Annotated in this window: 10 protein-coding genes; 1 reads left to right on the top strand and 9 read right to left on the bottom strand. The window is 64.1% G+C overall.

What is annotated here, in order from left to right:
• Positions 1-30: 30 nt before the first annotated feature.
• The 7 genes from AC3WL8_RS01110 to AC3WL8_RS01080 all read right to left on the bottom strand — a co-directional run bounded on the left by AC3WL8_RS01110 (position 31) and on the right by AC3WL8_RS01080 (position 7,334).
• Positions 31-1,179 carry a porin gene (locus AC3WL8_RS01110; RefSeq protein ID WP_013951978.1) on the bottom strand — a complete coding sequence of 383 codons (1,149 nt, stop codon included), beginning with the start codon at positions 1,177-1,179 and terminating at the stop codon, positions 31-33.
• Positions 1,180-1,183: 4 nt separating this feature from the next.
• Positions 1,184-1,477 (bottom strand): XapX domain-containing protein, encoded by a 294-nt coding sequence (locus AC3WL8_RS01105; RefSeq protein ID WP_013951979.1) that lies wholly within the window; start codon positions 1,475-1,477, stop codon positions 1,184-1,186.
• Between the two features lie 37 nt (positions 1,478-1,514).
• Positions 1,515-3,128, bottom strand: a complete 1,614-nt coding sequence (locus AC3WL8_RS01100; protein WP_211979580.1) for an MFS transporter — start codon at positions 3,126-3,128, stop codon at positions 1,515-1,517.
• On the bottom strand, positions 3,125-3,559 hold the full coding sequence (locus tag AC3WL8_RS01095; RefSeq protein ID WP_013951981.1) for a DoxX family protein: 435 nt from the start codon (positions 3,557-3,559) through the stop codon (positions 3,125-3,127). Before AC3WL8_RS01095 ends, AC3WL8_RS01100 begins: the two co-directional genes overlap by 4 nt.
• Positions 3,560-3,587: 28 nt before the next feature.
• Positions 3,588-5,534 (bottom strand): amidohydrolase, encoded by a 1,947-nt coding sequence (locus AC3WL8_RS01090; protein WP_371827365.1) that lies wholly within the window; start codon positions 5,532-5,534, stop codon positions 3,588-3,590.
• A 6-nt stretch (positions 5,535-5,540) separates the two neighbouring features.
• Complete coding sequence (locus AC3WL8_RS01085; RefSeq protein ID WP_013951983.1) at positions 5,541-6,530, bottom strand: alpha/beta fold hydrolase; 990 nt, start codon at positions 6,528-6,530, stop codon at positions 5,541-5,543.
• Positions 6,531-6,647: 117 nt separating this feature from the next.
• Complete coding sequence (locus tag AC3WL8_RS01080; protein ID WP_013951984.1) at positions 6,648-7,334, bottom strand: hydrolase; 687 nt, start codon at positions 7,332-7,334, stop codon at positions 6,648-6,650.
• Positions 7,335-7,857: 523 nt separating this feature from the next.
• Here AC3WL8_RS01080 and AC3WL8_RS01075 point away from each other — a divergent pair.
• Positions 7,858-8,466, top strand: a complete 609-nt coding sequence (locus AC3WL8_RS01075) for a response regulator transcription factor (protein WP_211982239.1) — start codon at positions 7,858-7,860, stop codon at positions 8,464-8,466.
• Between the two features lie 21 nt (positions 8,467-8,487).
• On the opposite strand, the gene AC3WL8_RS01070 is transcribed toward AC3WL8_RS01075, so the two are convergent.
• Entirely contained in the window at positions 8,488-13,992 is a 5,505-nt protein-coding gene (locus AC3WL8_RS01070) for a trifunctional serine/threonine-protein kinase/ATP-binding protein/sensor histidine kinase (RefSeq protein WP_211979582.1), read from the bottom strand.
• Positions 13,993-14,459: 467 nt separating this feature from the next.
• Complete coding sequence (locus AC3WL8_RS01065; RefSeq protein ID WP_211979583.1) at positions 14,460-15,572, bottom strand: alkene reductase; 1,113 nt, start codon at positions 15,570-15,572, stop codon at positions 14,460-14,462.
• Between the last annotated feature and the right edge of the window lie 153 nt (positions 15,573-15,725).

The following is a 15,725-nucleotide window of genomic DNA, read 5'->3' as shown; positions in this document are numbered from 1 at the left end:
GGTCTCTCACGTTGGTTGGTCAGCGGACGGTCAGAAGCTGTGCCGCATCGCAATGGCGAACGTCTGCGGGTCTGCGCCAGCCTTGATACCGAGGTTGTTGATGGCGAAGTCATAGTTCGCATTGCTGCGGTTGTTGATGCGGCTGTAGTAGGCGTATAGCGCGGTTCGCTTGGAAAGGGGGTAGTCATAGCCGACGGTCACCTGAAATGCGCCGGTATCCGAACCACTTCGGACGGATCCAATCGTTTCCATAGCTGTGCCGGTGCCATCGCCGACAAAGGCGAAGCCGGCGCGTATGCTGCCGGGGCCAAACTCCTGTATCAGCGAGACATAGTAGCCATTGCGCGTAAGGTCTCCGGTGGCGGTACGATAGTGCAGGCGTTCATACAGGGCACTGATGCGCGTCGATGGGAACTGGTAGGAAACTCCTGCCTTGATTGCGTCGTCGTTGCGTCCGCTGGTCTGATAGTGCTGGTGGATTTCATAGGCAAGCGTCAGGTTCAGGTTGCCGTGACCATAGGCCGTGGCAAAGGAATACAACGCTGGATTGCGCGGCACCGTGGTCTTTTCCTCCGGCAATCCCCAGGCAATGGCGCCGCTCAAGCCGTGCCACGTCGGCGACTGGTAGTGCAGCGAGTTCTTCTGCCGTCGATCAAATGAGCTGGTGTTCTGGACATTGTCGCTGGTAGACGCAGCGCCATTGCCTATCAGCGCCATGTAACCCGCAGTGGTGGCGTAATACGGGTCGTAGCTCTTGGTTGCACTTGTGTATGGCGTGTCCCAGTTGCCCATGAAGAGGGTGCCGTACGGGCTCTGAAGGCCGAGCCGGGTATCCCGCGCGGCGATTTGCCCAGCGCCGTTGTCAACCGACAGGGCGCTTTCGATTTGCCAGATCGCCTTGATCCCATTGGCCAACTGTTCCTCGCCCCGCATGCCGAACACAGAGCGGTTATTCGTGAGGCGCGCCGTATTGCCCAATCTGGTGCCGTCGGTTGCGGTGGTCACGGTCACATACTCGATTGCCGTGTTCAGCCGACCATAGATCGCGACGTTGTTGTCCGCCACGGCAGGTGCCGCGGCCGCGGACAAAGACGCTGCCAGGGCGACGTGAATGCGCCGGGGCGCGATTGCGTTAGTACGGCTGGCAAGTGCTTCGGGCTGCTTTCGGGAGCGACTCATGCTGTTATTGGTTCCCTTCCTTGCTACGCGCGGGGAGGGATGCCGACGGTTCAACGGCCGTGTCCGCATTGGGCGGTGTACCCGTAATCTTCGGGACGCATTCGCCGCGGAACCATGCAATGGTGACTGGCTCGCCGGCCAGCATGCGCTTGACCGGCGGCACAACCTGCTCGCCAATCAGCATGCCCAGCAGCCCGATCAAAGCAATTGCGGGCGGCGCAGGCGAGCGGACCTGCATCAGTGCATAGATAATGCCGACCAGGATGCCGGCGCCAAGGGAGATGAGATAGAGCTTCATATGTGACAAGGTTGGAGAGGGGGAAATCGGTGCGACGTCACGCCGGCGGCAAGCCCAGGCCGAGCAGGTGTCTTACGTGGGGCGGCTCGGCGCCCACGTGGAAGCTGGCTACGTCGCGCTGCACATCGGCATCGGCATGCGGTACGCGCTGGTGCTGGCGCAGGTGCTCGGCCCACGACTCGACCAGGAACCATTCGGTCAGCAGTTCGGGATTGGCCGGATCTTCCATCACGCCCCAGCTGAACGCACCGTCACGCAAACGCTCTTCCGACAGCTTGTGGACCGCATGCAGGAACGCATCGCGGTTGGCGGGCGGGATGCAGTATTCGATCAGGATCATCACCGGACCACGGTCCTGCGCGATCTCGCCGGCCATCTCCGGTTCGGGCCAGTGACGTGCGGGACCGAGGTCTTCATCGCCGCCCGGCAGCCGCATGCGGTGCAGGATCAGCGCGGTAACGACCAGCCCCGCCGCGGCGATCAGCAGCGCGTGCGGTGTGCCCAGTGCCTGCGCCACAAAGCCCCAGACCAGGCTGCCACCGGCCAGCGCGCCGTTGAACACCATCTGGTAGACCGCCAGCGCGCGGCCGCGAACCCAGTTCGGCAGGATCGCCTGCGCCGCGCCGCCGAGCGTGGTCAGCGCCATGATCCATGCCGCGCCAAGCAGCAATAGCAGCGGCAATGCCAGCCATATGGGTGGTGCGCTCGACAGCGCCGCCATGACGACCGCCGTGACGATCGCGGACAACAGCACCATGCCATCTGCATCGAGCCGCTGCTGCAGTCTGGACATCGTCAGCGCGCCAAGGATCGCGCCAGCGCCCACTGCGCCCAGTAACACACCATAGAGGCCGGCGCCGCCATGCAACAGCTGACGGGCCACCAGCGGCAACAACGCCCATACGCCGCTGCCGAAGGCAAAATGCACGGCGGCGCGCGCCAATACTACGTGCAGCTTGCTGTGCGCGCGCGTGAAGCGTAAGCCTGCTCTGAAAGCGCTGAAGAAGTGTTCGCGCAGTGGATCGCTTGGCTTTTCGGGACGCTTCCACCAGATCAGCGCAGCGATGACGAACACATAGCTGAGCAGGTCTGCGCTATACGTGGCAGCCGCGCCGAATGCCGCGAGCAGCAGACCCCCGGTAGCCGGTCCAATCGCACGGGCGACGTTCACGCCCAGCGAGTTCAGCGCCACGGCCTGTCGCAGCGTGCTCGGCGGCACGAGCTCGGGCACGATCGACTGCCACGTGGGCCCCATCATCGCCGCACCCACACCGCCGACGAACGCCAGCGCAATCAGGATTTCGATCGTCAGCGCCTGGCGCCACGCCAGCAGCATCAGCGTGCCGCTGACCATGGCCAGTCCGATCTGGATCACGATCAGGAAGCGGCGCCGGTCGAGGATGTCGGAGAGCACACCGGCCGGAATCGCTAGCAGGAAGACGGGCAGCGTGGCAGCCGCCTGGATCGTGGCGACCGCTGCCGGTGAAGTGGAAAGATCGGTTGCCAGCCATGCGCTGGCCACATCCCGCATGAAGCTGCCGATGTTACCGAGGATCGTGGCCACCCACAGTACCGCAAACGTGCGCTGGGCCAGCGGGGCAAACGTGCCTCCCGATGCAGGCTTGGCCGCCGAGATGGCAGATTGCGTCATGGTTGTCTCCGCGTGCGAAGGTCATCCCACGCCACGAGCAGGAACCCACCCACCAGGCCCAGATGTTCGAAGAACGCGTTAGCCATCATGAACTGCGCCTCGGGCGGTGCGCTCCAAAACCGGTTGGCCAGGAACGTGGCCATCAGCGTGAACGCCGCCAGCGCCAGTGCGCCTAGCCAGCGCCAGAAGCCGGTCAGGATCATTGCCGACGCACCAAGCTCCAGCGCAATCGTCGCCGCAGCCAGCGGCACGGCGGGCGACAGGCCGAAGTGCTGCATCTCTGTCACTGCGCTGGAGAAGTCGAACAGCTTGACCAATCCGCCCTGCAGGTAGGCTGCGCACAGCAAAAGCAGGGCGATCCAGCGCAGCCAGCGGGGCAGCCGGTGCGTGTTGTTGCCGGCCGTGGCTAGCGGGGGCGTCGAGATGGTCATGGCCGCTCTCCGATGTGGTCAACGTAGATCAGAATGCCCAGCACGAGCAGCCCAGCGCGCCCCAGAACGTGCTTTCGTCCGACGTCGGCACGCTCGAGGTCCACGCATTGGCATGTGCATGGCCATGCACGCCGCACGAACTGGCGCAGCCGCACGCGGTGTTCAGCGCCAGTGCGCGCGCCTGGGCCTGCGGGCGCGGCTGGTACTGGCTGCCATGGCGGGCCGGTGACCAGTCGGGCATCGCGGGCGGGATTTCGGGCGAATGCTTGCCGAATTCGCTGTCGCCATAGACCACCTTGCCGCCGAGCACGGTCAGCACCGACGTGATGTCCTGGATGTCGTCGCCGGGCACCGAGTAGTAGTCGGCCGACAACACGGCCAGGTCGGCCAGCTGGCCCACCTTGATCTGGCCCTTCTTGCCCACTTCGGATGAGAACCACGTGTTGGCCTCGGTCCACAGGCGCAGCGCCGTTTCGCGATCGAGCAGGTTGGCCTGTGGATACATCGACATGCCGCCGACGGTCTTGCCCGTGGTCAGCCAGTACAGCGAGACCCACGGGTTGTACGAGGCCACGCGCGTGGCATCGGTGCCGGCGCCGACCTTGACGCCCTTCTCCAGCATCTTCTTGATCGGCGGCGTGGCTTCGGCGGCCTTGGCACCGTAGCGCTCGACAAAGTACTCGCCCTGGTACGCCATGCGGTGCTGCACGGCGATACCGCCACCGAGCGCGGCGATGCGGTCGATATTGCGGTCGGAAATCGTCTCGGCGTGGTCGAAGAACCAGTTCAGGCCGTTGAACGGGATGTCCTTGGCGACCTTCTCGTAGACGTCGAGCGCGCGCGTGATGGTCTGGTCATAGGTCGCATGCAGGCGCCACGGCCAGCGCTTTTCGGCCAGCAGGCGGATAACCGGCTCCAGATCGGCTTCCATCGACGGCGCCATGTCGGGGCGCTCGACACGGAAGTCCTCGAAGTCGGCCGCCGTGTAGACCAGCATTTCGCCGGCGCCATTGTGGCGATAGAGGTCATCGCCCTGGCCTGGCTTCACGGTCGACGTCCAGGTCTTGAAGTCGCTCAGCTCTTCCTTGGGCTTCTGCGTGAACAGGTTGTAGGCCAGGCGCACCGTGAGGTGGCCTTCCTTGTGCAGTTCCTCGATGATGCTGTAGTCCTCGGGATAGTTCTGGTAGCCGCCGCCCGCATCGATCACGCCGGTCACGCCCAGGCGATTCACCTCGCGCATGAAGTGGCGCGTCGAGTTCTTCTGGTACTCGGGCGGTAGCTTCGGGCCCTTGGCCAGCGTGGCGTAGAGGATCGTCGCGTTGGGCTTGGCCAGCAGCAGGCCGGTGGGATTGCCGCGTGCATCGCGCACGATCTCGCCGCCCGGAGGGTTCGGCGTGTCCTTGGTGTAGCCAACGGCACGCAGTGCGGCGCCATTCAGAATGGCGCGGTCGTAGAGGTGCAGGATGAACAGGGGAGTGTCGGGCGCCACGGCGTTCAGTTCGTCGATGGTCGGCAGGCGCTTTTCCACGAACTGGTGCTCAGTGAAGCCGCCCACCACGCGCACCCATTGCGGTGCGGGGGTGCGTGCCACTTGATCCTTGAGCATGCGCATCGCATCGGCCAGCGAACGCACACCGTCCCAGCGCAACTCCATGTTGTAGTTCAGGCCGCCGCGGATGATGTGCATGTGGCTGTCAATCAGCCCGGGAATGGCCCGCCGGCCGTTCAGGTCGATCACCCTGGTCTGCGTTCCTGCCAGCTTCATGATGTCCTGGCGCGTACCCACCCCGACGAAGCGGCCGTCCTGGATGGCCACGGCGTCGGCCTGCGGATTGGCACGGTCGAGCGTGGCGAACTTGCCGTTTACGAGAATGAGGTCGGGAGTCGGGTTCGGTGACATGGCGAATAGTTCCGAAGAGGCTGCCGCACCGAGGGCGGCAGCCGAGGCGATGAAGTGCCGGCGGGTAATGGACATCTCGGCTTATGCGTTCAGGAAGGCCAGCAGGTCGGCATTGACCTGGTCGGCGTTGATCACGCACATGCCATGCGATGCACCTGGATATACCTTGAGCGTGGCGTTCTTGACGATCTTGGCCGACAGGCGGGCCGAATTGTCGATGGGCACGATCTGGTCGTCGTCACCATGCAGGATCAGCGTCGGCACGGTGATCTTCTTCAGGTCCCCGGTGTAGTCCACTTCCGAGAATTCCTTGATGCAGGCGTACTGGCCCAGGAGGCCACCGGTCATGCCCTGTGCCCAGAACGCATCGATGGTGCCTTGCGAAACCTTGGCGCCGGGCCGGTTGAAGCCGAAGAACGGCGTGGTCAGGTCCTTGTAGAATTGCGAGCGGTTTTCCGCCACGCCCTTGCGGATGCCGTCGAACACTTCCATCGGCAGGCCGTTCGGATTGGCCGCGGTCTTGAGCATGATAGGCGGCACCGCGCCGATCAGCACCGCCTTGGCCACGCGCTTCGTGCCATGACGGCCGATGTAGTGCGCCACTTCGCCGCCGCCGGTGGAGTGGCCGACCAGCGTGGCGCCCTTGATGTCGAGGGCGTCCAGCAGCGCGGCCAGGTCGTCGGCGTAGGTGTCCATGTTGTTGCCCTGCGCGGGCTGGTCCGAACGGCCATGGCCGCGACGGTCATGGGCGATCACCCGGAATCCCTTCTGGACCAGAAAGAGCATCTGGGCGTCCCAGGCGTCGGCATTGAGCGGCCAGCCGTGCGAGAACACCACCGGGCTGCCCGTGCCCCAGTCCTTGTAGAAGATGCGCGTGCCGTCTTTGGTCGTGACGTAGTGGCCCTGATTCGTGGCGCGGCTGCTGGCCGGCGCGGCTTCCGCGGCCGTGGGCGTCAGTGCGGCAAGCGACGCCACCGATGCGGCCGCGGCGCCAACAGTGCTGCCTACCAGCAGTTGCCGGCGCGATGCATCGATGTTGTGACCTTGTTCCTGGGTGTGTTCTATTTGCATGGTTAGGGCTAGCTGAAAGTTGGCTCGAAATCCTGGATGAATGAGATCGCTGGTTGCATCGGCCTATGCACGGAAATCGTGCGTAGGCCGATGACTATCTTCTTCCTGATCAGCTGTTTAGCGTGCGGGCACCGGGGCGATGGATTCGTGCCCCGTAGCCGTGCGCTGGGCGGCCTTGTGGACCATCGTGTAGGCGTAGTCGACACCCATGCCATAGGCGCCGGAGTGTTCCTTCACCAGCTTCATCACGGCGTCATACGTGTCGCGGTGGGCCCAGTCGCGTTGCCATTCCAGCAGCACCTGCTGCCAGGTCACCGGCACGGCGCCGGCCTGCACCATGCGTTGCATGGCGTAGTCGTGGGCTTCCTTGCTGGTGCCGCCCGAAGCGTCGGCCACCATGTAGATCTCATAGTTGCCTTCGAGCATGGCGCACAGCGCGAAGGTGGTGTTGCAGACCTCGGTCCACAGGCCGGCCACGATCACCTTGTTGCGGCCGTTGGCCTTGAGCGCATCGCGCACCTTCTGGTCGTCCCACGAGTTCATCGAGGTGCGCTCCAGCGTCTTCTGGTCCGGGAACACGTCGAGCAGTTCCGGATAGGTGAAGCCAGAGAACGACTCGCTCTCGACGGTGGTGATCGTCGTCGGGATATTGAAGATCTTTGCCGCCTTGGCCAGGCCGACGACGTTGTTCTTCATCGCCTGGCGGTCCATCGACTGGACGCCGAACGCCATCTGCGGTTGGTGGTCGATGAAGATCAGCTGGCTGTTTTGCGGGGTGAGGACTTCAAGCTTGGGGTTCGACATTGCGTTGCTCCTGTTTGGGGGGGCGAGAGTAAGGCTGCCGTGGCATCACCGCCAGGGCAGAGCCGCGTCGGGGCGGCTTGGCACAAGGGCCGCGACCGGCGTTTGTGTCCGGAACGCAACCTGAGGGAAGAATAGTCGGCGCTGTCGGCCGTCGCTATTGTCGATTCGTATTAGCCGTCCGCTGCCTTGGTTTCATCGCGAAGCCGCCAGGCTGTGCTACAGCAAATAGGGAGTGGCTTCGCCAACCCTTTGGGGCGTAGGAAGGCATTGGGGCTGCGTGCGGGTTCGTTAGCCTGCAAACTGGCCGGCCGCCGGGGCAGCCGCCTACAGTCACACTGAACTAACCCCATGGTATAAGTAGTCCATGATCCCGGTTATGTGATGTAATGGAGAGTTTTGCGGGGTCAGGTCATGGTGGCGAGAGTGGGCCTGCCCAGACCCCGCGCACCGATGAGTGCACTGGAGATAGACTTTGACAATCAACAGCTTCGTAACCGCGGACACCAGTGCGAGGGATGAAGCGATGGTGCTGATCGTTGATGACGACGCGATGCTTCGCGGCGCGTTGGAGAACCTCTTCCGATCAGTCGGGATGCGCGTCGCACTGTTCGCATCCGCTGCCGAACTGCTAGCATTCGCGTTCCCGGACGCGCCCACTTGCCTTCTGCTCGACGTCAGGCTCCGCGGGCAGAGTGGCCTGGACCTGCAGGCCCGGCTGTCCCAAATGGGCATCCAGGTCCCAATCATTTTTATGACTGGTTACGGCGACATCCCCATGACCGTTGCCGCTATGAAGGCTGGTGCTGAGGATTTTCTGGCGAAGCCATTCCGCGAGCAGGACCTGCTCGATGCCGTGGCCGCCGCCTTGCAAAAGGATCAGCATCGCCGCCATGGCATGCGTAAGCTGGATGAACTGCGAGCCAGCTACCAGAGCCTGACGCCGCGTGAGGCCGAGGTCATGCGCATGGTGGTGGCCGGTCTGCTGAATAAGCAGATCGCCAGCGAGCTAAGTATCAGCGAGGTCACAGTGAAAATTCATCGCGGCCAGGCCATGCGCAAGATGAAGGCGCGCACCTTTGCCGAGCTTGTATTGATGGCACAGCAACTCGGCATTTGCGAGGCGCCGCATTGAGCCCCTGTAGCCTCCCGCGGTCTAGTCTTGAGGCGGCAGGGTGAACTGAAACACGGCCCCGCAAGGCACATTGGGGCTCGCCCACAGCCGCCCTCTGTGTGCCTCGACGATCAACCGGCAGATCGCCAGGCCCATGCCCAGACCCTCCGCCTTGGTAGTGAAGAAGGTCTGGAAAACCCGCTCCAGATCTTGCGGCTCCAGCCCGATGCCAGCATCCTGAACGGCAACCAGCACAGCCCCCGATGCGTCGAGGCGCGACCGAATCAGCAGTTCCCGCGGCCGCTCTGCCACCTCTTTCATTGCCTCGATGCTATTCATCATCAGGTTCAGGAGCACCTGCTGCAACTGCACCCGGTCACCCACAACCGGCGGCAGGTCAGGCGCCAGCTCCGTCCGGAGCAGGACTTGATGGCGGCCTACCTCTCCCTGGATGAGGGCAATCGTGTCTTCGATAAGGGTGTTCATGTCAAGGCGCGCCGTGACGGCGGCCGTCTTCTTAAGCAGCGCACGCATGCCTCCAATCACTGCGCCAGCCCGATGGCCATCCTGAACGATGCGCCCCAACGTCTCTCGCACCTCGGCGAGATCGGGCGGCTGGCGAGCGAGCCAGCGCAGGGCCGCATTGGCGTTGGTGACGATGGCGGCCAGTGGCTGGTTGACCTCGTGCGCGATCGACGCGGTCAGCGCGTTCAACGTCGTCACGCGGGTAACGTGTGCCAGTTCGGCCTGTGCCTGGTGCAGCGCCTCCTCGGCGCGCTTGCGCTCGGTTAGATCAAGTATGTAGGAGACACCTTGGTCCCCACCCTCTTCGAATGTCGCGCACCCTAGCAGGACGAGCACGCGGCTTCCATCCTTGCGGAAGAACTCTTTTTCGAACGGCGGCAAGGTCCCGCTGATCCGAAGGTCCTGGAGCAACCGTGCGTCACGCTCGCGCCAATCCGGGGGCGTCAGGTCCGTCCAGCGCAAGGGGGCCGAGGCGAGGTCCTCGCGATCGTAGCCCAGCATGCGGAGGAACGCGTCATTGGCCTCGAGGATTCGGCCGTCCAGGTGCCAGATGCAGATCCCGATGATGTTGGCCTCAACCAGGCGCTGGATCTTCGCTTCGCGTTGTGCGAGATCCCGATACAAACAAGTAATCTCCAGGGCGATCGCGGCCTGCGAGGCGAGCATCTTCAGTACGGCGGTTCGGCTCGGCGCGAAGACGCGTGGCGAGAGGTTGTTCTCGAGGTAGAGCACCCCGATGAGCTTGGCCTGTGTGAGCAATGGCAGGCAAAGAATCGATCGGGCATGATGCTGCAGAATGTATGGATCGGCGGAAAACGGGTTCTGTGTCGCGGCATTGTCGAGAATGATGTTCTCGCGGGTGCGCAAGACATAGTGGAGCATCGATACCGGCAGCGCAGTCGCAGTCACGCTCTCGTCGCGCAGCTGCACCGTGACAATATCGCCACTGGTCGTAGCCTCTGCTGCGATGCGCTGCTCGGCCCCTCGGGGCAGGATCAGCAGTCCCCGTACCGCGCCGGCCTGTTCAATCGCGGTGCGCATGAGTGTGTCGAGTAATTTGTCCAGGACGATCTCGCCGGACACGGCTTGCGACACGGCAATCACGGTGGCGAGATCCAGGTGTTCGACCGGCGCCCCGATCGTCGTCGGTGCGGGTGCTCGCTCTTCCCCCCGGAGGTGCGGATACAATGCATCGAGTTGCCGCACCTTGCCGCCGGCGCCCCAGCGGAGATAGCCATGGCGGGCATCCTCCAAATAGACGCGGGCAATTTTCTCGAAGCCACGCGCAGCATAGAATCGCGCGGCCAGCTCGTTGGCGAGTGCCTGGTTATGGATGAAATCATTGTCCTGCGCGGAGCGGATGGCCTGCTCGTAGAGGCGCATTGCATCAACTTCGCGCCCATCGAGGCGGGCGATTTCCGCGCCAACCAATGCGGCTCTGTTCTCGAAATTCTCCGGACAATGCTCGGACCAGACAAGGAGCTGGCGATGATGGGCGGCCAATGCCTCCAGGTGCCGGGTCCGTTCTGGCGCGGCGGCCGTGCCGCAACATGCGGCCCGCGCCAACGCTGCGTAGAAGTGGTATTCCGCCTGCTCGAAGAACGATGGCGATGTCCAGAGGAGACGTTCCGCCTTGTCCGCCGCCGCTATGGCGGCTGCGTGGTCGTCGGCGAGGAAGCGTGCCTGCAGTTTTCGGATCCAGTACCAGCAGGTGGCGAGGGCGGGGCCCGGAGCCTCATCGAGATACCGCTCAAACTGCTCCTCGTTGAAATCATCATCATCGAAGACGCCGAACACCGGGGTCAGTCCGCGCAGAGTTCGCGCTAGCTGGAGCTGGGGGGTGACCCGGTCGACGGCGAGACCGAAGCTCGCGCGGCGTGCGAAGCCGATCGTGGCCTCAGCTTCATTCTGCACCTCGGCAAGCGGATCGCCGCAGGCGAGCAACTGCGTAATGAGGTTGTTGCGTGCGAAGGACGCGTAGGTAAGGTCACCAAGCTTGCTGGCCACGTCGAAAGCGCGCCGCACCAGGCTGCGCGCGGCACGGATGGGTTGCGTCCATTGCATCACGTGGCCGCCGAAAGCCTGGTAGACGCGGGCCCTGAAGCGGTCCAGCCCGCGCTGCTCGACCAGGTTCAGGCCGAGCTGGCCGAAGCGGAATGCCGCCTTGTAGTCGCCGGACCGAGGCCCCAGGAGCATGCCGAGCCAGGTATAGGCGAGGCACGACGCGTCGCTGTTGCCATGCTCGAGGCTGAGGTTTGCCATCCGCCCGATGATGAGGGAGCCCAGGTTCACGTCGGTGTACCAGGCCGGCAGCATCAGCGCGGTCAGGACATCCATGGTCTCGCACGCGACCGCATTGGTCATCATCGGCAGGTCGAGCAGCGCCTCGATCGGGCGGTCGCCAAGTTGCCGCCACATCCGGTCGTATTCCTGCAGAACCTCCTCATCTGTCGGGTGTGCCGAACACTGGACGCCGGCGCGGTACAGGTAGTCGAGGCCCACCTCGACGGCGCGCTCGCGCTGGCCGAGGGCCAGAAACAGCTCCAGCCGCAGCTGGGTGACGGAGGCCAGATCGGGGAGGCTGGCGGCACGGCACGCAAGCTCGGCCAGGCGCGCGTCCGCCGCGGCCGGCGCGCCGGTCAGAAATTCGCATTCGGCGAGGTGGAACTCGAGCGCGAAAGCAAACTTGGGCCGGCGCTTCCAGGCGTCCTCCTGCATGAGCGCTGCACCGGCGGTGAGATAGGTCAGCGCCGAGGCGTAGGCCGTGGACGCCTTGGCGCGCTGGCCGGCGAGCAGATTCAGCTCGGCCACTTGCTCTCGCTCCTCGGCCGCGGTGATAAGGTCGGCGCCACGGTTGAGCTGGCCGACGATCTCGAAGACACGCTCTGCTATTGCCTCAGGCGGCGTGCCCGCAGCGAGCCGTCTGCCAATAGCGAGGTGCGCTGCCGGCCGCGCGTCTTCAGGAATCAGCGCGTAGGCCGCCTCCTGGATACGATCGTGCAGGAATCGGTAGGTATTTCCCAAACGCAACACAAGTCCGGCGCGTACTGCCGGCCACAGAGCCGCGTCCAGCACCGCCTCGCTGGCATCCTGGACCATGGCCAGGGTAGCGATCGCCGCGTCATTACCGAGACACGCCAACTGCTTCAGGGCGCTACGGGTCGCCGCTGGAAGGCGCCTCAGCTTGGCGAGCATGAGATCGACCACATTGTCGGTGAAGCCCTTGGACCGAATCTGCTCAAGGTCCCAAGACCAGCGCGCGCCACGATGATCGAAAACAAGCAGCCCCTCTTCGGTCAGGGCGGTAAGGAACTGGATGGCGAAAAATGGGTTACCGCCAGTCTTCTCCTGCACCAGGCGGGCCAGAGGTGCGGCGTCCCCAGGTGCGCAATGCAAGGCATCGACGATGAGTCTGCTTACATCTTCGAACCCAAGGGGGGAAAGTGCGATGTCATTTACCCGCCCCCCGGCCTGGCGGATTGCCGACAATCGCAGTAGCAACGGATGTCCGGGCTTGACGTCGTCATTCCGATAGGCTCCGATCAGCAGCACGTGGCGTACCTCCGGCTGGGTCGCCAGATACTCGAGCAGATCGAGTGTTGCCGCGTCCAGCCACTGCAGGTCGTCGAGAAAGAGTGCCAGCGGATGCGCGGGTTGGGCAAAGACGGCAAGCAGGCGCTGGAAAACCATCTGGAATCGGTGCTGCTCGTCGCGCGGCGGCAGCTCCGGAACCGGCGCCTGCGGCCCCAGAATCAGCCCGAGCTCGGGTATGAGCGGCACCATGAGGCCGCCATTCGGGCCCAGCGCCTGCGCCAGTGCGGCGCGCCAGGGCGCCAAGTCGGCCTCGCTCTTGCCCAGCAGTGGGCGGATCAGATTCTGGAAAGCCTGTGCCAACGTCGCATACGGGATGTCGCGCTTGTACTGATCGAACTTGCCCGAGGCAAAGAGGCCATTCCTGAGAGCCAGTGCGCTGCGCAACGCAAGCACGACCGAGGTCTTCCCGATACCGGCGTAGCCGGAGACCAGCACAATCTCCGGCGTGCCCTGGGTTACTACCCTGTCGAAGGCAGCGAGCAAGGTCTCAATCTCGCGCTCCCGTCCGTAGAGCCGTTCCGGAATCAACGGCCGATCAGGCAGGTCATGCTCGCCAAGCGGGAAGGTGTCAACGCGTCCCAGGCTTTCCCATGCGGTCAGGCTGCGCCGTAGATCGGCCTCCAGTCCGGCTGCCGCCTGGTAGCGTTCCTCCGCCGTCTTGGCGAGCAGCTTCATCACGATGGCGGAGAGCAAGGCCGGGATCGACGGTACCCGCTCCGCCGGCGGTACTGGCCGCCGGGCGAGATGGCTATGCAGCAGATCCATCGGGTCGTCGGCGGCAAAGGGCAGCGCGCCCGTGAGCATTTGGTAGAGCGTGACGCCGAGCGAATACAGGTCGCTGCGCGCGTCGATTGGCCGGTTCATGCGTCCGGTCTGCTCGGGGGCCATGTAGGCCAGCGTGCCGGCGATCTCTTCCGGTGGCGCCAGTCCCTGGCGCTCGCGCGACAGGCGCGTGGCAATGCCGAAGCCTGTCAGCCGCGCCTCGCCAAGGGCATCATTCACCAGGATATGGGCCGGCTTGAGGTCCTTGTGAATAAGACCTCGCTGGTGGAGCTGGTCCAGGGCCGCGGCGATGCTGATCGCCTGGCGCAAAAAACGACCTATCTCCATGGGGGCGCCCAGTAGCCCGGCAAGTGGCTCGCCGCCGGGGTCCTCAAGCAGCAAAACAGTCCGACCATGTTCCCGCACAAGCGCTAGCGGCCGCACCGCCCAACTGCCGTCCAGCTCACCCTTCAAGCCGTATTCGTGTGCGAGGCGAGCGAGGGTAGAGGGGGGCGGGTGCTCGGCTGCGGGCCACACAGCCAGCATAGCCTTCGGCTCGCCTTCCGGACCGAGGAGCCAGCCTCGACCGACAACGCGATCGCCGTCCTCCCATGCGACCTGGAAGCCGACGCCCGTCTCAGTGCCGAAGGAAAACAATGAGTTCATCTGCCGTGTTCCGCTCTCAAGTCGATAACTGCCGGTGTTTCCGGACCGGATGCATCGAACCAATGTCTCCGCAACTGTCGTACCAGTGAGCTGGTCACGGCGGCCGAGTGAAGCAATTTTGCCACGTGGACGCCTTAACGGTTCGCGTGTCTGCCTTGCGCCACATGTCTTCCACCAGGCACGCCACGAAGCCAGATTCACAAAGAGTGCGAGCTGCTGCACCTTCTGCCGCAATGGCAGGCGGAGCCTTTGCCAATGTACTTGATCTATCCCTATGCCCGCTTCTCCCAGCAAGACTTCGGCTCTTTGTCGACGCAGTGCGCCAGGGAATATCCGGCATGGGCGTTGTCGACCTGCCGAGCGCGAGGCGTCACGGCGGCGGGCGGACTCGCCGGCCCGGGCAGTAGCTGAAAGATACCCGGTAGCGCGCGTTCCCTGCGTGGGCAGGCATCCCACGCAGGCCTGGCTCAGGTAGCACTCGGATAGTCGATGTAGCCACTGGCCCCGCCGCCAAAGAAGGAAGCGGTGTCGGGCGTATTCAGCGGCAAGCCGTTCCGGAAGCGCGCTGGCAAGTCAGGGTTGGCAATGAACGGACGGCCAAAGGCGATGATGTCCGCACGTCCGTCGGCAAGCGCCTGTTCCGCGCTGTCGCGGTCGTAGCCGCCAGCGAGCATCAGCACGCCGCGGTATTCCGTGCGCAGTTGCCGAATGATCGCGTCCCAGCGCGGATCGGTGTCATCGTCCTTGTCGGTTCCGACCATGGCCGGCTCGACCAGATGCAAGTAGGCCATGCGCCGCTCGCTCAGCGCGCGCACAATGTGGCCGAAGGTGGCCTCTGGGGTGTCATCGCCCATGCCCATGAAGCGGCCCATTGGCGTCAGCCGCACGGCAACCCGCGAAGCCCCGATTTCCGCAATGACGGCGTCGACGACTTCGAGCAGCAGACGAGACCGGTTCTCGATGCTGCCGCCATAGGCGTCAGTACGCGTGTTGCTGTTGGAGTTGATGAACTGGTCGAGGAGGTAACCGTTGCCGGCGTGGATCTCGACCCCGTCCATGCCTGCCCTGATGGCGTTGCGGGCGGAACGCCGGTAGTCCTCCACGATGTCGCGAATGCCCGAGGTGGTCAACGGCTGGGGAACCGGTACGTCGCCCCAGACACCGTTGCCGCTTTCGTCCAGAATGAACGTCTTTCCAGGCACAGGCAGCGCACTGGGTGCCACGGGCAGCGCACCATCAGGCTGGAAGACCGGGTGAGATACGCGACCGACGTGCCAGAGTTGCAGAAAGATGGTGCCGCCGCCCTCATGCACGGCATCACTGATGGCACGCCAGCCCTGCACCTGTTCTTCGGAGTGGATCCCCGGCGTCCAGGCGTAGCCCTGGCCTTGCTGTGAGATTTGCGTTGCTTCCGTGACGATCAGTGCTGCGCTGGCGCGTTGGCGGTAATACTCGACATTCATCGCGGTTGGAACGTTGCCCGGTTGGCCTGCCCGGGAGCGCGTCAACGGCGCCATCGCGACGCGGTGCGAGAGCGTATGGTTACCAATGCGAACGGGGGTCATCAGATGCTTGGTCACGGTGAATCTCCATCAAGTCGGTACGATCAGTGCGGGGCGGCAGGGCGATGCCTGGCGTGCCCTGATCTCGGAAGAGATGGTTCACAGAGTAGGGGCCGGTGCATCCGGGGAGAATCGGTCTGCCGCGCAAAGAAGCATTGCGTGGGCGGCAAG

Source organism: Cupriavidus sp. FW305-F7, from assembly GCF_058782875.1.
Note: the sequence above shows the minus strand (reverse complement) of the source record. Positions and strands in the feature narration are given on the sequence as shown.

Excerpts from the sequence above, each read along its gene's own strand:
- AC3WL8_RS01110 (WP_013951978.1), bottom strand. The coding sequence starts at position 1,179 with ATGAGTCGCTCCCGAAAGCAGCCCGAAGCACTTGCCAGCCGTACTAAC.
- AC3WL8_RS01100 (WP_211979580.1), bottom strand. The coding sequence starts at position 3,128 with ATGACGCAATCTGCCATCTCGGCGGCCAAGCCTGCATCGGGAGGCACG.
- AC3WL8_RS01090 (WP_371827365.1), bottom strand. The coding sequence starts at position 5,534 with ATGTCCATTACCCGCCGGCACTTCATCGCCTCGGCTGCCGCCCTCGGT.
- AC3WL8_RS01070 (WP_211979582.1), bottom strand. The coding sequence starts at position 13,992 with ATGAACTCATTGTTTTCCTTCGGCACTGAGACGGGCGTCGGCTTCCAG.
- AC3WL8_RS01080 (WP_013951984.1), bottom strand. The coding sequence starts at position 7,334 with ATGTCGAACCCCAAGCTTGAAGTCCTCACCCCGCAAAACAGCCAGCTG.
- AC3WL8_RS01085 (WP_013951983.1), bottom strand. The coding sequence starts at position 6,530 with ATGCAAATAGAACACACCCAGGAACAAGGTCACAACATCGATGCATCG.
- AC3WL8_RS01095 (WP_013951981.1), bottom strand. The coding sequence starts at position 3,559 with ATGACCATCTCGACGCCCCCGCTAGCCACGGCCGGCAACAACACGCAC.
- AC3WL8_RS01075 (WP_211982239.1), top strand. The coding sequence starts at position 7,858 with ATGGTGCTGATCGTTGATGACGACGCGATGCTTCGCGGCGCGTTGGAG.
- AC3WL8_RS01105 (WP_013951979.1), bottom strand. The coding sequence starts at position 1,477 with ATGAAGCTCTATCTCATCTCCCTTGGCGCCGGCATCCTGGTCGGCATT.